Here is a 23,485-nt window from a genome sequence, read left to right as displayed (position 1 = left end):
CCTTCCCCCGGCGACGCCTGAACCTTTCAACCACGGCGGGTTTCCCCATCACCTGCTGAGGGCGAGATATCCCGCCGGCCCGCGCACCGCCCGCCTCACCGGCAGCGCGGGCGCGGGCAGCGGCGGACCGGTGCGCCCGGCCACCCGGCGGTGGCGCCGTCCGACGCGCGCGGCCTCACCCGTTTCGGGTGAGGCGCGCGGCGCGAACCCGGTTTCGCGGCACGGTTCCCGGCCGGAAGTCCACAGTGGAACACCGGATGCGGTCAGTCGTCCACACCGAGGTCGCGCAGGATCTGGGCCGCCACGTGGTCCGTCCGGCCGTCCGGCACCCGGTGCCCGGTGAGCGCGGACCACAGTGATCGGCGGCCGCGGACGTAGACCAGCACGCCCGATCCGGCGCGGGTGATCTCGTCGAGCGAATCGCGCACGGCCTGCGCGCACCCGCAGTGCCGGGCGCCGAAGGCGTCGCCGGCAGGGCACTCCATGTGGACGCGCACCACCGAGCCGCGCCCCGGTTCGCCGTGCACGAGGGCGACGTGCTCCCCGCCGTCGACGAGGTCGCGGTACCCGAGCGCCCGGAAACCACCGTGCGCCAGGGGAAGCCGGGCGTCCGCAGCGCGTTCGACGAGCCGTTCGCGCGCCCGCCGGTACGCCGCCACTTCGGTGACGGACACCCACGGCAGACCGTCGGCCGCGGCGTCGAGCTCCACGAAGGCCGCGACGGGTTCGCAGCCCGCGATCCGGGCCAGATCCACGGCCGCCTCGGCGAGGCCGGGGCGTTCGAGCACGCCGAGCTCGCGCGTGCGGGTGGGGAACACGGGCCCGGGCACCCGGAAGTCTTCGCGGCGCGTCGCGGGATCGGCCAGCGCGCGCAGGGTGCGGGCCGGTGACCCGTGCCCCACCCCGACGTGGACGTCGGAGCCGGGCACCATCGCCGGGATCCGCAGCCGGTCGACCCACCTGCCGGGCAGCGCGCAACCGACTGGCCCGCCGTGGGCGGCCAGGAACCGCGCCGTCTCGCCGGTCACGAGCTCGGCGGCGGCGACCAGCGCCGCCCCCTCCTCACCCGCGACCAGCACGACCTCACCCCGGGCCAGCGCCGCGGCGGCGTCCGTGACACCGCCGGCCGCGACCACCTCCCGGGCCGGTGACAGGGTCACGCGGCACTCCACAACCGCGCGAACCCGCACACCTGCCGGCCCACCGTGGCCAGCTGGTCGCCGACCTTCGCGTCGGCGATCCCGCCCGCCGCGTCGAACGGCTTGGTCGCCGAGTTCACCACGACTCCCAGCGGCGTCGGCCACCCGCGCAGGGCGTGGACCGTCGAGCGCAGTGACGTCAGCGTGGTGACCCCGGCCTGCCAGCCGCCCGTCGCGACGACGCAGCCCACGGCCTTGCCGTCGAGGTAGGGCACCGGGTCGTCGGCGAGTTCCTGCAGGTGGTCGAGCGCGTTCTTCAGCAGCCCGGAGATCCCGCCGTGGTAGCCGGGCACGGACAGCACGAGGGCATCGGCCCGCCGGACGGCTTCGAGCAGCCGCACGGCCTCGTCGGTCAGCGGCGCCACGCCCGGGTCGTACATCGGCAGGGCCAGCTCCGTGGCCGTGATCAGCTCGGTCTCGGCGCCCTCGGCCGCGGCCGCCGCGAGCGCGTGCCGCAGCGCGCGCTCCGACGTCGAACCCGGCCGCAGCGTGCCGCCGATCCCCAGCACGCGCACGGGGTCTCCCCCGATACTCGGCAATGCGGTCATGCTCGACTCCTTCAGCCGGCCGGGACGAGCGACGGGGTGGGCAGGCCCAGGCTCTCGCGCAGGGTGTCGTGCTCGTAGTCGGTGTGGAACAGGCCGCGCCGCTGAAGCTCGGGCACCAGCATCTCGACGGCGTCGTGCACACCCGAGGGCAGCATGTCGACCATGAGCGTGAAGCCGTCGGCCGCGCCCGCGAGCAGGCGTTCCTGCATCTGGTCGGCGACCTGCTCCGCGGTGCCGACGACCTGGTGGTGACCGCCGCCGTAGCTGCCGATGAGCTCGCGGACGGTCAGGTCCTCCTTGACCGCGAGGCTCACGATGCTGCGGCGGAAGCCGATCGAACCGGTGAACTCCTCGTCCGGGCCGAGCAGGTGCGCGGGGAACTTCTGGTCGAGCTCAAGCACCTCGACCGGCAGGCCGACGCGCTTGGAGAGCTTCTTGATGTTCGCGGTGACGCCGAAGACCTCGTCCATCAGCTGCTTGCGCTCCTGCGCGTCCTTCTCGGTGGCGCCGAGGACCACGGACATGCCGGGCAGGATCTTGATGCTGTCGGGGTGGCGGCCGTACTCGGCCGCGCGCCGGCGCATGTCGTCGCGGAAGGCGACGGCGTCTTCGAGCACGTGCTGGGCGGTGAACACCACGTCGGCGTACTTGGCGGCTTGGTCACGGCCGCGGTCGGACGAGCCGGCTTGGAAGATCACCGGACGGCCCTGCGGCGAGCGCGCGAACGGCATCGGGCCCTTCACCGCGAAGTACTCGCCCACGTGGTTGATCTCGTGCACCAGGTCGGGGTCGGCGAACACGCCGGCTTCCTTGTCACCGAGGAGCGCGCCCTCCTCCCAGCTGTCCCACAGCTTGAGCACCACGTCGATGAACTCGTCGGCGCGCGCGTAGCGTTGCGCGTGGTCGGGGTGGCTGCCGCCGCCGAACATCTCGATCACGGTGGGGTTCTGCGTGGCGATGGAGTTCCAGCCGACGCGGCCCTGGCTGAGGTGGTCCAGCGTCGCGAAGCGCCGCGCCAGGTCGTAGGGCTGGTTGTAGGTGGTCGACCCGGTGCCGACCAGGCCGATCTTGTCCGTGATCCCGGCCATCAGCGACAGCACGGTGACGGTGTCGAGCGCGCCGCACGGGCGCTCGGTGCCGACCTCTTGGTTGGTCATCTGCTCGGCGAGGAAGATCGCATGCAGCTTCCCGGCCTCGGCGGTGCGGGCGATGTCCTTGTACAGCGCGGGGGTCAGGTGGTCACCGGCGTCGCCTTCGCGCGCCATCCACGCGCCGGTGTGCATGCCGAGGCCGTGCATCAGCGCGGCCGTCAGGATCATGGAGGGGGTGCCGGCGTCCACTGGGGGTCTCCTTGGCGTCGTCGGGGATCAGGGCCACGATCGACGCTAGGTTCGCGCCGCGGCCACGACCAGCGGCGTTCTGTGACGCGATCCCTTAGCGCGGCTAACACCTCCCCGTCAGCCGGGCGGCGCGAGGTCCTCCGGGGTGGTGCCTTCGGCCACCTTGACGCCGTCGAACCAGCCGCTGCCGGGCTCGCCGGGCGGGCGGTCGAATGCGGTGACGTAGGGCTTGAGGTCGAGGATCGGCGTGCCGTCGAGCAGGTCGACGCCCGCGAAGCGCACCGTGTGCCCGGTGACCTCGACGATCCGCACGAGGCTCAGCCCGATCGGGTTCGGCCGCCGTGGCCCACGCATCGCAAAGATGCCCTTGCGCCGTTGCTCGCGACGCAGCAGGTAGGGCACCTGGGAGAGGCTGGTCAGGGGCCGGTCCGGGCGGTCGAGCCAGCTGAGCAGCCAGGCGTAGTCGAAGCCGGCCAGCCCGTCGAGGCCCTCGACGTACTCCTCGGCGAGCTCGAGCACGCCTTCCTCACCACGGTTGGCGCCGGCCTGCACCGGGGTGCGCTCGAGTTCCGTGCGGGCGGTGCGGACGTACCCGACGACGGGCAGCGGGCACTCCATTCAGGACCGTTCCACTGTGGACAGTTTGGCGAGCGTTTCGACCAGCGCGGGCCACGCCGGTCCGTCCGCCACGACGACGTCCAGGTGCCCGGCGCCGGGCACCAGCACCAGCTCCGCGCCGATCGCGTCGGCGTAGTCGCGGGACAGCTGTGTGGGCAGGGCGGTGTCGAGCTCTCCGTGGAACAGAACGACGGGCCCGGGCGGCGTGCCGAGCGCGGCGGGATCGGTCTCGGCGTAGCGCTCCGGCACATCCTCCGGTCCGCCGCCCAGCAGCCGGTCGACGGGACCTTCGGGGTCACGGCGGTGGGCGTCGGCCAGCGCGGCCACCGGAGCGAGCGCGACGACCCCGGGCGCGCCGGGCCGGTGGGCGGCCCACAGCGCGAGCGTGCCGCCGGCCGAGTGCCCCAGCACCACCACCCGCGCCGGGTCGATCCGACCCGGTGCCTCACCCTCGATCAGGCCCGGCAGCGCGTTCACGGCGAGACCGGTGTCGGCGAAGGTCGCGGGCCAGCCGCCACCGCCGCCGGGCCGGCGGTACTCCACGTTGGCCACGGCGAACCCGTGGCGCGTCAACGCCCGAGCCGCCGGTTCGAGGTATCCGCGGTCGACGTCGAGCCGCCAGGATCCGCCGTGCAGCACGAGAACGAGGGGCGCGGGAGCGGTGGCGGGGAAAAACACGTCGGCGAGCTGGTCGGGCTCCGGCCCGTACCGCACGGAAAGGTCCATGCCGGTGAGCCTAGCGAGATCCCGGCTCCAGCTTCGCCAGTTTCGGGACCAGCACGAGCGAAGCGAGCATCAAGCACCCACCCACCAGGATCGGCGTGCGGACGCCCGCCGCGGTACCGAGGACACCGCCCAGGGCCGCGCCGAGCGGGATGCCGCCCCAGCCGATGAGGCGGTAGGCGCTGCTCACGCGGCCGCGAAGCTCGCGCGGGACCAGGCGCTGGCGCACCGACACGGCCTGCACGTTCCAGACGACGATGCCGAAACTGCCCAGCGCGTACATTCCGCCCACGAGCACCACGGACATCGCGAACGAAGTCACCACCAGGGCGGCGCCGATGGCCGCGATCGCGAGACCGATGCGCGCACCGAGCGGCAACCGGCGTTTCAGCGACCCTGCGACAAACGACCCCAGCACGCCACCGGCGGCGCCCGCCGCGAGGACCAGGCCGTAGGCGAACTCCGGTGCATGCAGCGTCTGGACGACGAACAACACCAGCACCGAGGTCGCGAGCTGCACCGCCAGCGCGGCCAGCGCCAGCTCGACCGCGAGCAGTCGCAGCCCGTGGTGGCCCCAGAGCCAGCGCACGCCTTCGGCGATGTCCGCGCGCATCGAGCGACCGGACCGGGCGGGCACCGCGGGCCGCGCCCGGACGAACCACATCAACAGAGCGGCCACCGCGAAGGACGCCGCGTCCACCACCAGCGGTGCCCCGGCCGAAGCCGCGAACAACGCCGCCCCCAGCGGCGGCCCGACGAACTGCAACCCGACTACCTGGCTGCCCTGCAGACGCCCGTTCGCCGCATCGAGCCGCGCGGGCACCACAACGTCGGGCAGCATCGCCGTGGAAGCGTTGTCAAACACGGTTTCGGCGCACCCCAGCGCGAACGCCAGCGCCACCAGCACCGCGAGCGGCGGCGTTGCGAGGAAAACCCACACCGCGGCCGCCGCCACGACGACGGCGCGGACCGCGTCCGTGCGCCACATCAGCGTCCGGCGGTCGTGCCGGTCGGCCAGCGCGCCGCCGAACAGCGAGAACCCCAGCCACGGCAGCGCTCCGGCCGCCGCGACCGCGCTCACCGCACCCGCCGTCGGCGACACCCCCACCGCGAGCAGCGGCAGCACCGCCATTCGCACTCCGTCGCCCACCACGGAAACCGACGCGGCCGCCCAGACACGCGCGAAGTCCGGGCCCAGCCGTTCCCCCTGCCCCACCGTCACCCGGCCATCCTGCCAGCACGGTGGTCCAGACCACCACGACCGCGCGGGGCGGGAACCTCCCCACCCCGCGATCGTCCTACTTCACCACTTCGACCACGTCACCCGGGTGGAGTGCGTTGTAGAACGCCACCGCGTCGGCGTGGGAGAGATGGACGCAGCCGTGCGACTGCACCTTCAGGCTGCCCTGGTGGAACGCCACGCCGGTGGTCGTGAAGAAGACCGAGTACGGCATGGGCCCGTTGAACTGCTTGCTGTAGTGGTCGATGTCCTTGTACTGCACATGGAACGTGCCGGCCGGCGTCGGGTACGCGGGTTTGCCCACCGTGATGGGCACACCGCCGCGGACGACCTTTCCGTTGTCCATCAGCCAGGCCCTGCCGGTGTGCAGCTGGACGCAGGCTTTCGCCTGGGTGCTGCACGGCGCGGTGGCCGCGTTCGCGCTGTCGGCGAAGCCGATCGTGGCCGCGACCGCCGCCGCGCCCGCCAAGGCTGCCGTGATCCTCCACTTCATCGTTCTGCCTCCCGTCGGTCACAGGAAGAATTCCCCGGTCCGCGAGTTTCCAACCAACCGTGATCAGAGCGTGCGCCAGGACAGCGGCGGCAACGTCAACGCGGCCGTGGCGAGACGGCGGGCGGTCGAAGTGAACAACCCGGCGCAGGCGGAGTCGACCCACTCATCCACTGTGGACACACCCGACGAGCGGTACTCCAGCGCCTGCAGGAGCATTTCCAGCTTGTCGGCATCCTTGGCGCAACGCGCCTCAGTGGACTCCCGCGCCTCGTATTCGTCGACGGCCTCGCGCACCACCGCACGCGCACGCGAAGGCAACGCGGCCGTCTGGTCCGCCGTGATCGCCCGCGGGTCCGGCTTCACCAGATAGGGCCCGGCCGAATGCGGCAGATCACCCGTACGGGTCTCCTGCGTGTCGTGCCACAGCGCCAGAAACGCGGCGCGCTCCGGTGACGCGCCTTCCTCGGCGGCCAGCAACGCCGCGAGCTGAGCCGCCCGCAAGCTGTGCTCGGCCACGGACTCGGGATCGCGCACGCCGGCCTGCCACCAGCCGCTGCGGCGGACGCGTTTGAGCACCCCTAGCTCGTAGCCGAAGGCCGCCAGCGCGGTGGCCCCGGTGGCAGAGGTAGCGCTGTCAGTCATGGCCGACAGCGTAGATCAGGGGTTGAGTACGCGATCCGGTTCCCTGGGAGTTGCGCGGCCCCCGAGGTCGATCCGGTGGCCGTACTCGGTCAGGGAGCCCACTCCGCTGCTCATTCCTTGACCGCGCCCATCGTGAATCCGCTGACGAACCGGTCCAGGAACCAGGTGAACACCAATGCGATCGGCACGGCCACCAGCACGGTGGCGCCCTGCAACGACTGCCAGAAGAACACGTCACCGCGCACCAGCTGGGTCGGCACCCCGATGCTCACCGACATCTGGTCCGTGGGGGCGACGAAGGCGAGCGCGTAGATGAACTCGCTCGCGGTCAGGGTGAACGCGAACACGACCACCGCGATGACGCCGGGGTAGGCCAGTGGCAGGACGGCCCGTACGAACGCGCCCACCCGGCTGTAGCCGTCGACCATGGCCTGTTCCTCGATGTCCTTCGGGATGTTCTTGAGGAATCCCATGAGCAGCCAGACCGAGACCGGGATGGTGATGGTCGGGTAGATCAGGACCAGCGACCACGTCGAGTCCTGGAGCCCGACGGCCACCACGATCCGCGACAGCGCGAGGAACAGCAGGCTGGGCGGCACGAGGTAAACGAGGAAGATACCGATCGCCATCGGCCCGGACCACGGTCGGTCCAGCCGGGCCAGCGCGTACGCGGCGGGGAGGCCGAGTGCGAGCGTGATCAGCACGACGAGGACCCCGACGAGCAGGGTGTTGGCCACGAAGGTCAGGAACTCGGTGTCGGTGAACAAGTAGCCGACGTGGTCCGAGGTGGGCGGCCGGTTGAACACGAACGGGTTGTTCTGGGGGTTATACAGGTCCCGGTTCTGCTTGAACGCCGTGATCAGGCTCCACAGGAAGGGCGCCGCGCAGATCAGTGCCGCCACGATCGCCGTCAGATACAGGCCGACCCGGGCGAGCACGTGGCGCCTGGCGTATCGCTGCCGCAGCCGTCCGGCTTCCTCGGCGGTGGTCATCGCACTTCGATTCGGCGCACCGCGCGCAGGATGAGCACCGCCGCGGCGAGCAACAGCGGGAACAGGAACAGCGCGATGACGGCGCCCTGGGCGACGTCGCCGCCGTCGATGCCGCGGTAGAAGGCCCAGCTGGCGAGCACCTGCGTGGCGTCGTTGGGGCCACCGCGGGTGAGCACGCGGACCACGGCCATGTCGGTGAACGTGAAGATCGCGCCGAACAGTGCGGCGACCGCCGCCACCGGGAGCACCAGCGGGATGGTGATCTCGAACATCCGGCGCCAGTACCCGGCTCCGTCGACCCGCGCGGCCTCGTCGATGTCCTTGGGAATGGCCATCAGCCCGGCCATCATGATCACCGCGGCCAGCGGGGTCAGCCGCCAGACGTGGACCGCGATCACCGAGGCCATCGACAGGCCGGGCCGGCCGAGCCAGTACACGTTCTCCGCCGGACCGAGCGCGCCGAACTGCCGCAGCATCCAGTCGATCGGCGAGTAGATGGAATCGAGCAACCAGAGCCACGAGATCGACGACAGGGCCACCGGCGTCGTCCACGCCAGCAGAACCAGGAAGCGGACGAGCCACTTGCCGCGGAAGTCCGCGACGAGGATGTTGGCGAGCACCTTGCCCAGCACCACGATCAGAACCATCGAGATCAGGGTGAACACGAACGTGTTGCCCAGCGCCCGCCAGAACACGGGGTCTTGGAAGACCCGCGTGAAGTTGCGGAACCCGACGAAATCGTAGGACGGGTCCCCTGCCGTCACATCCGAGAACGCGAACGCGATGGCGAGCACGAACGGAACGCCCACCAGCGCGACGATGTAGACGATGCTGGGCAGCAGGAAACCCCATGCCAGCAGGCCATCGCGGTCCGCCAGCCGGCGCCGTGCCGGGGCTGTCGCGGGAGTGGTGACCGCGTCGGCGGTGGTGGCCACCTCACCCACCGTCCAGGCGGACAGGGTCGGAGCGTTGCCCGCTGTCGGAGTCGAAGAACCGCAGGCGTGTGCCGGGCACCGCGAACTCGTGCGTCTCGCCCGCCGCGATCGCGGTGTCCACTGTGGCCGGCAGCCGGGCGACCACCCTGGTGGGCTCGCCGATCCGCGACACCGTGCCGTACACGTGCCGGTCGCCGGAGAGGTATTCGAGCCGCTCCACGGCGAGCGGCATCGTGACCCGCTCGCCGGCCGGGACGTTCTCGACCGGCAGCAGGTGCTCGGGGCGGAACCCGACCAGCTTGCCGTCGTGCGGGATCAGGTTCATCGGCGGCGAGCCGATGAAGGTCGCCACGAAGGTGTCGGCCGGGTTGTCGTAGACCTCCACCGGAGGGCCGGCCTGGTGCACCTGGCCGGCGTTGAGCACGGCGATCCGGTCGCCCAGCCCCATCGCCTCGGCCTGGTCGTGAGTCACGTAGATCGTCGTGGTTCCCACGTCCTCCTGGAACCGCTTGAGCTCGTCCCGGGCGCTGGCGCGCAGCTTCGCGTCCAGATTGGACAACGGCTCGTCGAGGAGGAACACCTGGGGGTCGCGGACCAGCGCCCGGGCGAGCGCCACCCGCTGCCGTTCGCCACCGGAGAGCTGTCGAGGTTTGCGGTCCAGCAACAGTTCGAGGCCCAGGAGCTCGGCCGCCCAGCGGGCCTTGCGCTCGCGTTCCTCCTTGGCCATGCCCCCAGCCCGGAGCGGGAACACGATGTTGGCCAGAACGGTCTTGTGCGGGTAGAGCGCGTAACTCTGGAACACCATCGCGATCTGGCGCGCCCGGGGCGGCAGCCCGGTCACCACGTGCCCGCCGATCAGCACGTCGCCGCTGGTCGGCTGTTCCAGCCCGGCAATGGTGCGCAACAGAGTCGTCTTGCCGCAGCCCGACGGGCCCAGCAGCACCAGGTACTCCCCGGCCGCGGCGGCCAGACTGACCCGGTCGATGGCGGGCACCCGCCCGCCGTCGAACCGCTTGACCAGGTCGCGAACCTCGACGACCGCCATCGCACTCAGCCGCCGACGAGCCCGGCGGCACGCCACTTGGCGAAGACCGCGTTGATCTGTCCCTCCGCCTCGGCGACTGATTGTTGCGGGGTGGCTTCGCCGCGTACCGCCCTGGCGAACATATTGGGGATGATGAAGGTGCTGAACACCTCTCCGATGGCCGTGCTGGCCGGCCCCGGATGACCGATGTTGGCGCTCCACGGGATGGCGTCGGCGAGGAGCTTCAGTTTGTCCGGCGGCCGGGAGCCGAACGGGTCGTTCGCGAGCCAGTTCGGCAGCTCGGGGGTCAGCTTGGACCAGGCGGAGAAGTCGTACAACTTCGACTGGTAGGTCGCCGAGGCGAAGTTGGCGGTGTAGTGGAGCAGGAACTCCTTCGCCGCCGGAATCCCGGTGGCGTGCTGCGGGATGATCCAGTTGTACAGAACGTGCTGCGCGGCCAGCGCGGTCTCCGGTCCGCGCAGTGCCGGGACGAAGAACGTGTCGTCGGCGACGGTCGGGTTCGACCCGGCGGCGGTCCGCCAGGCGGAGATCGAGTTGACGATGTAGGACATCTTGCCGGCGACGAGGCCCTGGTTGTTGCTCGCGGCGTTCCAGGAGAACACCTCGGGCGTCATCGCCTGCTGGTAGAGCTTCGTCATGTACTCCACGGCAGCGATCGTTTCCGGCGAGTTGATCGTGACGCGCTCGTTCGCATCCTGCTCGGACGCCCCGAAGGACCACATCAGGGCTCGCAGCACCATGTTGGAGTCGATCTCCTGGGACATGCCGAGGCCGAGCGGGACACTCTTGCTGTTCTTGATCTGCGCCGCGCCCGTGAGGAGCTCGTCCCACGTGGTGGGGCCGTTCGGCATGCCGACGGCCTCCCACAGCGACCTGCGGTAGTTGCCCGGGTCGGGTACCCAGCCCGGCGAGTACGCGTAGAACTTGCCGGTGGCGGGGTTGAGGCTGGACTTCTCGCACAGCGGGAGTTGCCGTCCCCAGCGCCCGGTCGCTTCGCTGACCAGATCCCGCTGGTCGAGCACGCTCGGCTCGAACTGCGACAGCGTCGCGATGTACTGAATGAGGTCGTGGCCCTGGCGAGCCTGGATCTCGGCCGCGATCCGGGTGGGAATCTGCGCCTGGTCGATGTGGTCGACGGTCACGTTGACACCGACCCGGGAACCCCAGTCCCGCGCGAACCGGTCGAACCACACGTCGTGGTTCGGCACGAAGTGGCTCCAGAGAAGGATTTTCAGGTCACCGGAGAGCTTTGTGGACGGTTCACTGAAGGTCTCCTGCGGGGCCTGGCCACCGGCGGTTTCCCCGGTGTCCTCCTCGGAGGCGCAGGCGCCCAGTGCCACCGAACCGAGCGTGACGGCCGCCGCCGCACGCAACACGTCCCGCCTGCTGTGCAGTGAATTGGGGAAGTCGCTCATCACCGACTCCTCCCTCTCGGGAAAAGGAGGCAAATGAGTCTAGTCGATGCCGCGCACCGCGGCAGCGTGAATCGGACCTCGGTGCGATCGGCACGAGCTGGAGCAGGTGACTGCCGACGCCCTGGCCCGCCCCCGTTCGGCGAGCCGGTGGGCTCAGGTGACGTACGACGTGGACCGCGCCGGCTGCCGCCGCGCGATCAGGGGTTGAGCACGCGGTCGGTGTAGAAGCGCGTGATGTGCTCGGCCACGAGCTCGGCCGCGCGATCCCCGTCGCCCGCCTCGATGGCGCGCAGGATCTCCTCGTGCTCGGTCACCAGGTCGGCCGCGACCGCCCGCCAGTCCGGCAGGCGCGCGAACGCCGCCGCCATCTCCGACTCGACGGCTCCCCGCAGCGCCTGCATGAGGTCGGTGGCCAGCGCGTTGCCCGAGATCCGGGCGATGCTCACGTGGAACTCGGTGTCCAGCGCGTTGAACTGCTGGTACTCCTGGTCCGCCGCGCGCATGCCCTCGACCAGCTCGGCGAGCCGGGCCACGTCCTCGGGGGTGCGGGTCGCCGCCGCGCCCCGGGCCGCGTTGCGTTCGAGCTGCACGCGCGTCTCGACCAGATCGGCCAGGCTGATCCGCGCGAGCGCGAGGTGCAGCCGCAGCAGGTTGGTCAGCGCCGGGGTCGACCGCGCGGTGACGACCGAACCCGCGTCGGCGCCCGAACCCGTGCGGGCCTCGATGATCCCCATGGCTTCGAGCGCGCGCAGGGCCTCGCGGACGCTGGTCCGGCTCACCCCCAGCGCGCTCACGAGCTCGCGTTCGCTGGGGAGCTTCTCCCCCGCGCGCAGGCTGCCGTCGAGGATCTTCTCCTCGATCTGCGCCAGCACCTGTTCGTGCATCCGCACGCGGCGCACCGGCTCCCAGGCCGCCTCGGTCGTCATGACCGGTTCCTCGGCGTCGTTTCCGGCATCGTTCCGGGTATCACGGTGGTCACGCTCCTCCTCGGGTTCGTGCGACCCGCTCAAGGATGGACGCGGCGAGAGGGTCTGCCTGCGAACCCCGCCGGGCGGGGTCCGATCACAGTGGCGCGACCGGCCCGGAATCTCACCGGAGTTCCTCTGCACCGCGTAGTGCTCACTCAAGGTAATCGGAGCTCGCAGCCAGTGTCAATATGACCTCTTTGTTGGTATGACCACACTAGTCGGCACACGATCCCGCGTACCCGAGTGAGCGTTCGCGCTCTTCCGCGCGGAACGCGATCGCCAGGAGGACGTCACCCAAGCGGTCGAGCACCACCACCGCGTCGGCCGGGGCTTCCCGCGCCGCCCGCCGCGCCACCGCCCGCGCGAGTTTCAGCAGCCCGGCCGCGGCACTCAGCCCGCCGAGCACCTCGAACCCGCGCGGCACCACCACAGGACCGAGGTCCCGAGCCGCCCGCCACAACCGGGGCAGCTCGGGCACCGGTACGCCGGCGGCAAGCGCGTCGGCCAGTTCCAGCAGCTCGTACTGGACGTCGAGCAGCACCGTCTCGTCGTCGGCCGGCAACGTGCACGTGGACACCGCCGCGCCGATCGCCGCGTTGGCCTCGTCGACGGCGTCGCGCGCGCTCACGGCACCATCCATGACAGCACCGGCGTGGACTGCAGGTACACCAGCACGCACATCAGCGGCACGAACACCGCCGACGCCGCGAGCACCCGCCGGAACAGCAGGCCCTCCTTACCCGCCAGTCCCACGGCGCTCGCGCCGATCGCCAGGTTCTGCGGGCTGATCATCTTTCCGAGCACCCCGCCGCTGCTGTTCGCCGCCGCCATCAGCGTCGGTTGCAGCTGCGCTCCGTGCGCGGCCGCCACCTGCAGCGCGCCGAACAGCGAGTTCGACGACGTGTCCGAACCCGTCACCGCCGTGCCGAACCAGCCGAGCAGCGGCGAGAGCAGTGCGAAAAGCCCGCCCGCGCCGGCGAGGAACAACCCGAGCGTCGCCGTCTGGCCCGACATGTTCATCACGTACGCCAGCGCCAGCACCGCCATCACCGTCAGCCCTGCGGTACGCAGCTGCACGATCGTCTGCCCGTAGGCGCGGATCGCCTGCCGCAGCGGCACTTTCAGCAGGAACGCGGACACGACACCGGCGATGAACAACACCGTGCCGCTGTCCGCGAGCCAGTCGAACTTGAACGACACCAGGCTCAGCGGTTTGCCCGCGGCCGTCGCGATGTGCAGGCCGGGCCAGCTGAACGTCTTGGTCGTCGTGGCCAGCGCCGCCGCGACCGCCGGGATCGCGGCGATGGAGAACAGCACGATGATCGTCGCGTACGGCGCGAACGACCGCAGTTGCTCGATTCGCGAGTCGACGACCGTCCGCTCGCGCACCACCGTCGCCGCGGCCACCCCGCTGCCACCGGAAACCGGCGCGGGCCGCTCACCACCGTCATCCGGCGCGCGGTCCGGCGCGTCGGCCGGCTTCGGCCGCCAGAACCGCAGCAGCACCAGCACGGCCGCGGCGGACACGAGCGAAGCCGCGATGTCCGTGAGCTGCACCGGGCCGAAGTTCGCCATCAGGTACTGGACCACGGCGAAGCTCACGCCGCACACGAGCGCGGCCGGCCACGCCTGCCGCAGCCCGCGCCGCCCGTCGAGCACGATCATGAGCACCAGCGGCACGATCAGCGCGAGGATCGGCACCTGCCGTCCGGTCATGGCCGCGAGGTCGTCGAGCGGCAGCCCGGTCACCTTCGCGAGTGTGATCACGGGCAGCGCCACAGCGCCGTACGCGACCGGTGCGGTGTTGGCGATCAGCGCGACCGTCGCCGCCTTCAGCGGTTTCAGCCCGACCGCCACCAGCATCACCGAGCAGATCGCCACCGGCGCGCCGAAGCCGGCGAGCGCCTCCAGCAGGGCGCCGAACGAGAACGCGATGATCACGCCCTGCACCCGCTGGTCGTCGCTGATCTTCGCGAAGGTGCGCCGCAGCACGTCGAAGTGCCCGGACACCTTCGTCATCTGGTAGATCCACAGCGAGTTCAGCACGATCCACAGTGCGGGGAACAAGCCGAACGCCGCGCCTTCGAGCGCGGAATCGAGGGCGGGGCCGGTGGGCATGCCGTAGACCGCGATGGCGACGACGATCGACAGCACGAGCGCGATCACCGAAGCCAGCCAGGCGCGGACGCGGAACACGCCCAGCAGCACGAACAACACCAGCAGGGGCAGGGCGGACACAAGGGCGGACCAGCCGAGGCTGCCGCCCAGTGGCGCGGGAACCTGTGTGTACACAGGTCACCTCCGGGACTCTCGTCGTTGAGAGGGGGTGGGGACTGGAGCTGGGCTCGTCAGAACACCGGCGTTTCGGTGTAGGAGCCGAAGACATCACGCAGCGCACCGGTGATCTCTCCCATGGACAGGTGTGCCTTCACGGCCTCGATCGTGGCGGGCATGAGGTTCGCCGCCGGGTCGGCCGCCACGGCGAGCAGGTGCTCCATCGCCGCCTTCGCCCGATCCGGGTCCCGGTCGGCCCGCACCTGCTTGAGGCGCGAGAGCTGCCGGGCTTCGGACTCCGGGTCGAGCTTGTGGGTCTCGATCTTCTCGCCGTCACCGGAGTCGACGTAGGAGTTCACGCCGATCACGGGCCGGTCGCCGCTGGCCTTGCGGCGCGCGTAGTCGTAGGCGGTGTCGGAGATCTCGCGCTGGAAGAAGCCCTGTTCGATCGCGGCCACCACGCCGCCGAGCTCCTCGATCTTCGTGAAGTAGTCGTGGATGCCCTGTTCGAGGCGATCGGTCAGGTTCTCCACGTAGTACGAGCCGCCGAGCGGGTCGATCACGTTCGGCACGCCGGTTTCGTGGGCGATGATCTGCTGTGTGCGCAGCGCGACCTTCATCGCCTGCTCGCTCGGGATCGTGTAGGCCTCGTCGAGACCGTTGGTGTGCAAGGACTGCGCGCCGCCGAGCACGGCCGAGAGGGCCTGCAGCGCGGTGCGGATGATGTTGTTGAGCGGCTGCGGTTTCGTGAGCGTGGCCGCCGCCGTCTGCGCGTGGAAGCGCAGCCGCATCGACTGCGGGTTCTTGGCGCCGAAGGTCTCCTTCATCATCTTCGCGTAGAACCGCCGCACCGCGCGGAACTTCGCGACCTCCTCGAAGAGGTCCGCCTGGCTGACGAAGAAGAACGACAGCCGTGAGGCGAACTGGTCCACGTCGACCCCGGTGGCGACGACGTCCTCCACGTAGGCCTTCGTGATGGCCATCGTGAACGCGATCTCCTGCAGCGCGTTCGCCCCGGCCTCACTGATGTGGTAGCCGGAGATGTTGACGGGGTTGTAGCGCGCCATGTGCTCGCTGGCGTAGACCACGGTGTCGCGCACGATCCGCATGCTCGGCCGGACCGGGAACACCCACTCCTTCTGCGCGACGTACTCCTTGAGGATGTCGTTCTGGATCGTCCCCGAGAGCTTGTTCAGGTCGTAGCCGCGCTGTTCGGCCACGGCCACGTACATCGCGAGCAGGATCCACGCCGACGGGTTGATCGTCATCGACACGCTGATCTTCTCGAGGTCGATGCCGTCGAACAGCGCCTCCATGTCGGGCAGCGTGTCGATCGCGACGCCCTCGCGCCCGACCTCGCCGAGGCTCATCGGGTCGTCGCTGTCCAGGCCCATCAGCGTCGGCATGTCGAAGTCGACGGACAGGCCCGTCTGGCCCTGCGCGATGAGGTACTGGAACCGCTTGTTGGTCTCCTCGGCCTGCCCGAAGCCCGCGATCTGGCGCATGGTCCAGGTGCGGCCGCGGTACATCGTCGGGTACGGCCCGCGCGTGTACGGGTAGCGGCCGGGCAGGCCGATGTCGTGCCAGTCCTCGGGCAGGTCGGCGGGGGTGTAGACGCGCTGCACCGCCATGCCGCTGCCGGAGCGGTAGACCTCGCGCGATTCGGGCTGGCGGTCGACGAACGCCGCGAGCTCGTCACCCTCCCAGCCGGCGAGTTCGCGCGTGACCGCCTCGACGAGCGCTTCGGTCGTCAGTGCTGAGTCGGCCGGGGCCGGGTCGTGCTCGTTCACCACAATTCCTCCTCGTCAGTCGTCACACCCGGCCGCCCGACCAGGCGGCGCGCGGCGGAAAGCGGGTCTTCCCGGCGCGCGGTCACGTCGTCCACCGCCCGGTCGAACGTGGGGACGCCGGGGCGCAGGTCGTCGAGCACCAGCTGTTCGGCGACCCACCGGATGCGGGTCGCGCTGTTGCGCCGGGCGCGCCGCTCGCGTTCGCCGTGCTCGGTCATCCATGCCAGGTGCGCGGCGAACTGCTCGGCGAGCTCGGGCACGCCGTCGCCGGTGGCGGCCACGGTCTGCTGGATCGGCACGTTCCACTGGTGCGGCTTGCGGTGCGCCAGCCGCAGCATGTCGCGCAGCTCCGCCACGGTCTTGGCGGCGCCTTCGCGGTCGGACTTGTTCACCACGTGCACGTCGGCGATCTCGAGCAGGCCGGCCTTGATCGCCTGCACGTCGTCGCCCATGCCCGGCACGCTCACCACGGCCACGGTCTGGGCCGCGCTGATCACGTCGACCTCGGCCTGCCCGACGCCGACGGTCTCGAGCACGACCACGTCCTTGCCGGCGGCGTCGAGCACGGTGATCGCGTCTAGCGTCGCGCGGGAGAGCCCGCCGAGCGCGCCCCGGGTGGCCACGGACCGGATGAACACGCCCTCGTCGCCCGCGAGGCCGGTCATCCGGATGCGGTCGCCGAGGATCGCGCCGCCGCTGAACACGCTGGACGGGTCCACGGCCAGCACGCCGACCGTCTTGCCCTGCTTGCGGTAGAACTCGGTCAGCGACTTGACCAGCGTGCTCTTGCCGCTGCCCGGTGGCCCTGTGAGGCCCAGGACGTGGGCGTTGCCCGCCTTGCCGTGCAGTTCGGCGAGCGCCTCGTCGACGCCGGCCGTACGCCGTTCCACGAACGTGAGCATCCGTGCGATGGCCGGGTGCTCCCCCGCGAGCACCCGCCCGACCACTTCGCCCGGCGTCTTCACGACCCACTTCCGAGGCGGCGCAGCAGGTCGCGGTCGTCGATCACCCGCCGCGCCTTGAACTCGGTGCGGTCGAACGTCTTGTACTCCACGGGGATGACGTGCGCGCCGACGCCGAGCGCGCGGCGCAGCTTGTCCTCGATGGCACGGGCCCAGCCGTCCAGAGTGGACTCCGCGACTCCGCGGTGCTCCACCTGCACGGCGAGGGTGTCCATCGTGGACTTGCGGCTGATCACGATGCGGTGCTCGCCGCCGTAGCCCTCGGCGGCCATCACCACGTCGTCGATCGCGCTCGGGTACACGTTCTCGCCACGCACGGTGAACATGTCGTCGATGCGCCCGTAGATGCCCTGTGGCAGGAACGGGTACGTGCGGCCGCGGTCGGCCGAAGGCGCTTCCCAGCGCGTGAGGTCGTTGGACAGCAGCCGGATCATCGGCTGACTGGTGCGCTCGAGCGTGGTGTAGACGGGCGTGCCCTCGCGGCCGTAGTCCACGCGGTGGTGGTCGACGGGGTCGCACACCTCGGTGTAGACGAGGTCCTGCCAGGCGAACACACCCGGCTCGTGGTTCGCGGCACCCAGGTGCATCCACGGGCTGACCTCGGCCATGCTGCCCGAGTCGTAGACCTCGGCGCCGAAGGCCGCCTCGATGCGGCCACGGATCGTCGGCACGCTCGCGCCGGGCTCGCCGGAGAAGAACAGCTTGCGCAGCCCCAGATCCGCCGGGTCCACGCCCTCGTCGGCGGCGACCTCGGCCAGGTGCAGCGCATACGACGGCGTCCCGTAGAACACCGTCACGCCCATCTGCTTCATCCACATGACCGTGCGGGCGGTCTGCCCGGGCGTGCCCGCGCCGAATGGGAACACACGGGCGCCGAGGCGTTCCGCGCCGAGATAGGCGCCCCAGGAACCCCAGTAGAGGCTCAACGGCGAGGCGACCAGCACCGTGTCGTGCTCGCGGATGCCCATCCCCCACATCACCCGGGCGTGGGCGTTGGCGACGCTGCGCCAGTCGCGTTCGCCGATGCCGAACGCGGTCGGGCGGCCGGTGGTGCCCGACGTGCCGTTCACGTGCTTGACCTCGCTCGGGTCCACGGCGAGGTAGCTGCCGAACGGCTCGTGGGCCGCCTGGTCGGCGCGCAGCTCTTCCTTGCGCACCACGGGAACCTTCTCGAAGTCCGACAGGTCGCGGATGGCCGACGGGTGGATCCCCGCTTCCTCCCACTTGCGCCGGTAGAACGGCGCGTGGTCCCACGCGTAGGCCATCACCTCACGGATGCGGGCGAGGATCGCTTCGTCCCGCTCCCCGGCCGGCATGGTCTCGCGGCGCGGGAACCAGTGCGCCTGCCCGGCCGGCGGCCGGTAGGTCTCGTCGTAGCGCGGCGGCCAGGTCCACTGTTCCATCAGGCCTCCTCCGTCACGCCGACCAGCGCGCGGATGCGCTCGACGATCGTCTCCGGCGTCGTGTCCTGGCCGAGTACCTCGGCGACCCCCATTTTCTTGAGCGCCTCCTCGTCCTCGTCCGGCATCACGCCGCCGGCGACGATCGCGAACCCGGGCCGGTCGGGCATCGCGTCGATCAGCTCGAAGATGCGGGTGAAGATCGGCATGTGCGCGCCGGAGAGCAGGCTGACGCCGAGCACGTCGACGTCCTCCTGAACGGCCGCTTCCAGCACCTGCTCGGGGCTGCGGTGCAGGCCGGTGTAGATCACCTCCATGCCCGCGTCGCGCAGGGTCCGCGCGACGACTTTCACGCCCCGGTCGTGGCCGTCCAGCCCGATCTTGGCCAGCATCACCCGGATCGGGTCGCCGCCGCTCTCACCCACCGTGTCCACACCTCGTTCCATGACCTGAACTGCATCTGGTCTTGCCTTGCATGTGGTCTGACCATAGAAGTGGGCGTACGGAATGTGCAACCCTGTGCCCAAGCACCACCCGGCTGCACGAAGGCGAAGGTGTCCGACTTGATCGACGTGAGCACCGTTTTGGCCCGCAGACAAGGGGCGATCGGCAGGCTGACCGTGAACCGCCCGGAGGCGCTGAACGCCCTGGACCTGCCCATGATCCGGGCGATGCTGACCGCCCTCGACGAGTGGGAGTCCGACCCCGCCGTGACCGCGGTGGTCCTCGACGGCGCGGGCGATCGGGCGTTCTGCGCGGGCGGCGACATCGGCGTGGTGCACTCGTCGGCCGTCGGCGATCCGGTGGTCGCCCGGACGCTGTGGCGCGAGGAGTACCGGCTCGACGCCCGCCTCGCGCGCTACCCGAAACCCGTCGTCGCGCTCATGGACGGCATCACGATGGGCGGCGGGATCGGGATCGGCGCGCACGCGGCGGTCCGGGTGGTCACCGAACGCTCGGTGCTCGCGATGCCGGAGGTCGCGATCGGCCTGGCACCCGACGTCGGCGGCGCGCTGCTGCTCGCCCGTGCACCCGGGGAGCTCGGCACGCACCTCGCGCTGACGGCGGGTCGCGTTGGCCCTGGCGACGCGGTCCACTGTGGACTCGCGGACCACCACGTGCCCGCCGGCCGGTTGGCCCCGCTCGTCGAAGACCTCGCCGCCGGCGCTGCACCCGAGGCGACCGTGGCGAAGTACGCCGAGGATCCCGGCCCTGCGCCGCTCGCGGCAGCGCGGTGCTGGATCGACCACGTGTACGGCGGCGCGACCACCGTCGAACACGTGCTGTACCGCCTCGAGGCGATCGACGAGCCGGGGCCGCGCGAGGCCCGCGCCGCGATCACCGCGGCCGCCCCGACGGCACTCAAGGTGACGCTGCGAGCGGTCCGCCAGGCTCGTGGGATGACCTCGATCGAGGAATGCCTGCGCCAGGACTTCCGCCTGTGCAGCCGGTTCCTCGCGCATCCCGACCTGGCCGAGGGCATCCGGGCGGCGATTCTCGACAAGGACCGCTCACCGCGCTGGCGCCCGGGCACGCTCGCGGAGGTCGACGACGCGGCCGTCGAGGCGTTCTTCGCACCGCTTGACGACGAGCTGGACTTACCGGAGCAGTCCACATTGTGGTCTGACCACCGCTGACCTAGGCTCGGACCAGCCGGAAATCCGACAACGCGGTCGAGGAGGCGGTCCGATCGATGGGCCAACCGGACAACGTGCGTTACCTCGGGTCACCCGGCCAGGCGCTGGCGGGGATCCAGGACTGGATCCTCACCGCGCGGCTGGGCGCTGGCGACCCGCTGCCCGCCGAACGCGACCTGGCCCGGGCGCTCGGCGTCGGGCCCGCGCACGTGCGCGACGGAGTCCGCGCCCTGGAGGCGGCGGGCGTACTCGAACCGGCGGCCACGGGCACGGCGGCCGCGGTCGTGGCCGGCGAACCGAGCGGCGCGCTGCACAAGCTGCTCAGGCTGCACCTCTCGCTGTCGCGATTCGCCACCGGTGACCTCATGTCCATCCGGCTCGAGCTCGAACGCTCGTCGGCGGCGCGCGCGGCCCGCGGCGCGGCTCCGGAAGACCTCGAACAGCTGCGGGAGGTCACCGCCGAAATGGGCCGTCCCGGCGTGACCCGCGTGCGGTTCCGCGAGCTCGACTCCGGCTTCCACCTCGGCCTCGCCCGCGCCGCGCACAACGATCTCGCCGCCGTGCTGCTCGCCTCGCTCGGAGACGCCGTGGGCGACGAGATGACCGCCGGGTACGCCCGGACGGCCGACTGGCCCGCGACGGCGCGGCAGCTCGCGACCGAGCACACGTGGATCCTCGACGCGATCGAAACCGGCGACCCGGAGCGTGCGTCGGCCGAGGTGACGAGGCACATCGCCGGCTTCTACGGCCTGCGCGCCGGCTGAGCGGTTCCCCGGAACCCCTTGCGGGGCATAGGGTCTCCCCCAGGTTTCACGGATGAGCAGTTCACCGTCGAGCACTGGAGGACGCATGTCGTTGCTGGCCGAGCTGAGCGCGGCGATCACCGGGGGTGGCATCGAGGTCGTGGACCTCACCGCTCCCCTGACCTCGAGCACCCCGATCCTGCAGCTGCCCGAGCCGTTCGCGAACACGATCCCGTTCCGGCTCGAGGAGATCAGCCGCTACGACGAGCGCGGCCCGCGCTGGTACTGGAACGACATCCACACCGGCGAGCACACCGGCACCCACTTCGACGCGCCGGTGCACTGGCTGTCCGGAAAGGACGGTCTCGACGTCTCCCAGGCGCCGCTGAGCACGCTCGTCGCGCCCGCGGTGGTGCTCGACGCGTCGGCGAAAGCCGAGGGCAACCCCGACTTCCTGCTGTCCATCGACGACGTGCGCGAGTGGGAGTCCGAGCACGGCGCGCTGCCGGCGGGCGCGTGGCTGCTCTACCGCAGCGGCTGGGACGTGCACTCCAGCGACCAGGACGAGTTCCTCAACGCCGACGAGTCCGGCTCGCACACCCCGGGCATCTCGCCGGAGTGCGCCAAGTGGCTCGCCGAGGAGACGCCGATCGCGGGGCTGGGCGTGGAGACCGTCGGCACCGACGCCGGTCAGGCGCCCGGGCTCGACCCGGCCTTCCCGTGCCACGAACTGCTGCTCGGCGCCGGCAAGTTCGGCCTGACGCAGCTGCGCAACCTGGCGAACCTGCCCGCCACCGGCGCGATGCTGGTGATCAGCCCGCTGCCGATCGTCGGCGGCTCGGGCAGCCCGGCCCGGGTGTTCGCGCTCGTCGAGCGTGGCGCGTGAAGGTCGCGGAACTCGTCGGGCGCACGCTCGCCGACCTCGGCGCGGGCATGGCCTTCGGCGTGGTCGGCAGCGGCAACTTCGAGGTGACCAACGCGCTGCGGGCGGCGGGCGTGCGCTTCGTCGCCGCGCGGCACGAAGGCGGCGCGGCGAGCATGGCCGACGCGTACGCGCGGATGAGCGGCCAGGTCTCCGTGCTGAGCCTGCACCAGGGCTGCGGGCTGACCAACGCGATCACCGGCATCACGGAGGCTGCGAAGAGCCGTACGCCGATGGTCGTGGTCACCGCCGACGCCGCCGCGGCGGCCGTGCTGTCGAACTTCAAGATCGACCAGGACGCGCTCGGCATCGCGGTGGGCGCGGTGGCCGACCGCGTGCATTCGGCGGAATCCGCTTTCGCCGACACGATCCGCGCATTCCGCACCGCGCGGCAGGAGAACCGGACCGTCGTGTTCAGCCTGCCGATCGACCTGCAGCAGCACGAAGCCCCGACGCCCGGCGAAGTGCCGGAGGTGCCCGGTCCCGCGCCGATCCGGCCGGAGACCGCGGTGTCCGACGAGCTGGCGGAGCTGCTGTCCGAGGCGCGGCGCCCGGTGTTCATCGCCGGCCGCGGCGCCCGTGGCCAAGCCACCGCGCTGCGGGCGCTGGCCGACGTCACCGGCGCCCTGCTGGCGACCTCGGCCGTGGCCAACGGCCTCTTCCACGACGACCCGTGGTCACTCGGGATCAGCGGCGGCTTCTCGTCACCGCTCACCGCGGAGCTGATCGCGGACGCGGACCTGGTCGTGGGCTGGGGCTGCGCGCTGAACATGTGGACCACGCGCCACGGCAAGCTGCTCGGGCCGCGGGCGCGGCTCGTGCAGGTGGACCGCGAGCAGGCCGCGCTCGGCGCGCACCGGCCGATCGACCTCGGTGTGGTCGGCGACGTCGCGGCCACGGCCGTCGACGTGCTGGAACTGCTGGAAGCGCGCGGGCACAAGGCCGCGGGCTACCGCGGTCCCGAGGTCGCGGCGCGCCTGGCGGCCGAGGTGCGCTGGAACGACGTGGCGCACCTCGACAACTCCGGAGACGGCCGCATCGACGCGCGCACGCTCAGCGCCCGCCTCGACGAGCTGCTGCCCGCCCGGCGGGTGGTGTCGGTCGACTCGGGCAACTTCATGGGTTACCCGAGCGCATATCTATCCGTGCCGGACGAGAACGGGTTCTGCTTCACGCAGGCCTACCAGTGCGTCGGGCTCGGGCTGGGCACGGCGATCGGTGCGGCGCTCGCACGCCCGGACCGGCTGCCCGTGCTCGGCGCCGGCGACGGCGGGTTCCACATGGCGATCTCCGAGCTGGAGACGGCGGTGCGGCTGCGGCTGCCGCTGGTGGTGATCGTCTACAACGACGCCGCGTACGGCGCGGAGGTCCACCACTTCGGCGACGCCGACCTCGACACGGTGCGCTTCCCCGACACGGACCTCGCGGCGATCGCCCGAGGGTTCGGCTGCACCGGCGTCACCGTGCGCACGCCTGGCGACCTGGCCGCGGTGACGAAGTGGCTCGACGGTCCTCGCGAAGCGCCGCTGGTGATCGACGCGAAGGTCTCCGACGACGGTGGCTCATGGTGGCTCGCGGAAGCGTTCGGGCACTGAGACT

Annotated in this window: 23 protein-coding genes; 4 read left to right on the top strand and 19 right to left on the bottom strand. The window is 71.1% G+C overall.

What is annotated here, in order from left to right:
* Window positions 1-263 precede the first annotated feature (263 nt).
* From K1T34_RS43805 to K1T34_RS43715, 19 genes are all read right to left on the bottom strand, one after another.
* A complete protein-coding gene (locus K1T34_RS43805) occupies window positions 264-1,160 on the bottom strand; it encodes a 3,4-dihydroxy-2-butanone-4-phosphate synthase (protein WP_220240519.1) in 897 nt (298 codons plus the stop codon).
* Window positions 1,157-1,747 carry an NADPH-dependent FMN reductase gene (locus K1T34_RS43800; protein WP_220240518.1) on the bottom strand — a complete coding sequence of 197 codons (591 nt, stop codon included), beginning with the start codon at window positions 1,745-1,747 and terminating at the stop codon, window positions 1,157-1,159. Before K1T34_RS43800 ends, K1T34_RS43805 begins: the two co-directional genes overlap by 4 nt.
* Before the next feature lie 11 nt (window positions 1,748-1,758).
* Window positions 1,759-3,087: an NtaA/DmoA family FMN-dependent monooxygenase gene (locus tag K1T34_RS43795; RefSeq protein WP_255638007.1), complete on the bottom strand. Its 1,329-nt coding sequence runs from the start codon at window positions 3,085-3,087 to the stop codon at window positions 1,759-1,761.
* Window positions 3,088-3,204: 117 nt separating this feature from the next.
* Entirely contained in the window at window positions 3,205-3,705 is a 501-nt protein-coding gene (gene tsaA, locus K1T34_RS43790) for a tRNA (N6-threonylcarbamoyladenosine(37)-N6)-methyltransferase TrmO (RefSeq protein ID WP_220240517.1), read from the bottom strand.
* Window positions 3,706-4,431 carry a S9 family peptidase gene (locus K1T34_RS43785; protein WP_220240516.1) on the bottom strand — a complete coding sequence of 242 codons (726 nt, stop codon included), beginning with the start codon at window positions 4,429-4,431 and terminating at the stop codon, window positions 3,706-3,708.
* Between the two features lie 10 nt (window positions 4,432-4,441).
* Window positions 4,442-5,650, bottom strand: a complete 1,209-nt coding sequence (locus K1T34_RS43780; protein WP_220240515.1) for an MFS transporter — start codon at window positions 5,648-5,650, stop codon at window positions 4,442-4,444.
* A gap of 76 nt (window positions 5,651-5,726) precedes the next feature.
* On the bottom strand, window positions 5,727-6,161 hold the full coding sequence (locus tag K1T34_RS43775; RefSeq protein ID WP_220240514.1) for a L,D-transpeptidase: 435 nt from the start codon (window positions 6,159-6,161) through the stop codon (window positions 5,727-5,729).
* 63 nt (window positions 6,162-6,224) lie between these two features.
* On the bottom strand, window positions 6,225-6,803 hold the full coding sequence (locus K1T34_RS43770; protein WP_220240513.1) for an HD family hydrolase: 579 nt from the start codon (window positions 6,801-6,803) through the stop codon (window positions 6,225-6,227).
* 110 nt (window positions 6,804-6,913) lie between these two features.
* The gene (locus tag K1T34_RS43765) at window positions 6,914-7,795 is read right to left on the bottom strand and encodes a carbohydrate ABC transporter permease (RefSeq protein WP_220240512.1); all 882 of its coding nucleotides are present in this window, start codon (window positions 7,793-7,795) and stop codon (window positions 6,914-6,916) included.
* A complete protein-coding gene (locus tag K1T34_RS43760; RefSeq protein ID WP_220240511.1) occupies window positions 7,792-8,730 on the bottom strand; it encodes a carbohydrate ABC transporter permease in 939 nt (312 codons plus the stop codon). The genes K1T34_RS43765 and K1T34_RS43760 overlap by 4 nt, the downstream gene beginning before the upstream one ends.
* Before the next feature lies 1 nt (window position 8,731).
* The gene (locus K1T34_RS43755) at window positions 8,732-9,775 is read right to left on the bottom strand and encodes an ABC transporter ATP-binding protein (protein ID WP_220240510.1); all 1,044 of its coding nucleotides are present in this window, start codon (window positions 9,773-9,775) and stop codon (window positions 8,732-8,734) included.
* Window positions 9,776-9,780: 5 nt separating this feature from the next.
* Window positions 9,781-11,190 carry an ABC transporter substrate-binding protein gene (locus K1T34_RS43750; protein WP_220240509.1) on the bottom strand — a complete coding sequence of 470 codons (1,410 nt, stop codon included), beginning with the start codon at window positions 11,188-11,190 and terminating at the stop codon, window positions 9,781-9,783.
* Window positions 11,191-11,387: 197 nt separating this feature from the next.
* A complete protein-coding gene (locus tag K1T34_RS43745) occupies window positions 11,388-12,116 on the bottom strand; it encodes a FadR/GntR family transcriptional regulator (protein ID WP_220240508.1) in 729 nt (242 codons plus the stop codon).
* 256 nt (window positions 12,117-12,372) lie between these two features.
* Window positions 12,373-12,786 carry a hypothetical protein gene (locus K1T34_RS43740; protein ID WP_220240507.1) on the bottom strand — a complete coding sequence of 138 codons (414 nt, stop codon included), beginning with the start codon at window positions 12,784-12,786 and terminating at the stop codon, window positions 12,373-12,375.
* Window positions 12,783-14,450 (bottom strand): L-lactate permease, encoded by a 1,668-nt coding sequence (locus tag K1T34_RS43735; protein WP_220240506.1) that lies wholly within the window; start codon window positions 14,448-14,450, stop codon window positions 12,783-12,785. Before K1T34_RS43735 ends, K1T34_RS43740 begins: the two co-directional genes overlap by 4 nt.
* Window positions 14,451-14,506: 56 nt before the next feature.
* Entirely contained in the window at window positions 14,507-16,222 is a 1,716-nt protein-coding gene (locus K1T34_RS43730; protein ID WP_255638006.1) for a methylmalonyl-CoA mutase family protein, read from the bottom strand.
* The gene (gene meaB, locus K1T34_RS43725) at window positions 16,219-17,187 is read right to left on the bottom strand and encodes a methylmalonyl Co-A mutase-associated GTPase MeaB (RefSeq protein ID WP_255638005.1); all 969 of its coding nucleotides are present in this window, start codon (window positions 17,185-17,187) and stop codon (window positions 16,219-16,221) included. Before meaB ends, K1T34_RS43730 begins: the two co-directional genes overlap by 4 nt.
* Window positions 17,184-18,587: a phenylacetate--CoA ligase family protein gene (locus K1T34_RS43720; RefSeq protein ID WP_220240505.1), complete on the bottom strand. Its 1,404-nt coding sequence runs from the start codon at window positions 18,585-18,587 to the stop codon at window positions 17,184-17,186. The genes meaB and K1T34_RS43720 overlap by 4 nt, the downstream gene beginning before the upstream one ends.
* Window positions 18,587-19,030: a cobalamin B12-binding domain-containing protein gene (locus K1T34_RS43715; protein ID WP_220240504.1), complete on the bottom strand. Its 444-nt coding sequence runs from the start codon at window positions 19,028-19,030 to the stop codon at window positions 18,587-18,589. The genes K1T34_RS43720 and K1T34_RS43715 overlap by 1 nt, the downstream gene beginning before the upstream one ends.
* Before the next feature lie 126 nt (window positions 19,031-19,156).
* Here K1T34_RS43715 and K1T34_RS43710 point away from each other — a divergent pair, with 126 nt between their 5' ends.
* The 4 genes from K1T34_RS43710 (at window position 19,157) to K1T34_RS43695 (ending at window position 23,481) form a co-directional block, all read left to right on the top strand.
* Window positions 19,157-20,221 carry an enoyl-CoA hydratase/isomerase family protein gene (locus K1T34_RS43710; RefSeq protein WP_220247710.1) on the top strand — a complete coding sequence of 355 codons (1,065 nt, stop codon included), beginning with the start codon at window positions 19,157-19,159 and terminating at the stop codon, window positions 20,219-20,221.
* A 56-nt stretch (window positions 20,222-20,277) separates the two neighbouring features.
* Window positions 20,278-20,985 carry a FadR/GntR family transcriptional regulator gene (locus K1T34_RS43705; RefSeq protein WP_220240503.1) on the top strand — a complete coding sequence of 236 codons (708 nt, stop codon included), beginning with the start codon at window positions 20,278-20,280 and terminating at the stop codon, window positions 20,983-20,985.
* 85 nt (window positions 20,986-21,070) lie between these two features.
* A complete protein-coding gene (locus K1T34_RS43700) occupies window positions 21,071-21,850 on the top strand; it encodes a cyclase family protein (RefSeq protein ID WP_220240502.1) in 780 nt (259 codons plus the stop codon).
* Entirely contained in the window at window positions 21,847-23,481 is a 1,635-nt protein-coding gene (locus K1T34_RS43695) for a thiamine pyrophosphate-binding protein (RefSeq protein WP_220240501.1), read from the top strand. Before K1T34_RS43700 ends, K1T34_RS43695 begins: the two co-directional genes overlap by 4 nt.
* Window positions 23,482-23,485: the final 4 nt, after the last annotated feature.

The sequence above is a fragment of the Amycolatopsis sp. DSM 110486 genome, from assembly GCF_019468465.1.
Lineage (GTDB): Bacteria > Actinomycetota > Actinomycetes > Mycobacteriales > Pseudonocardiaceae > Amycolatopsis.
Note: the sequence above shows the minus strand (reverse complement) of the source record. Positions and strands in the feature narration are given on the sequence as shown.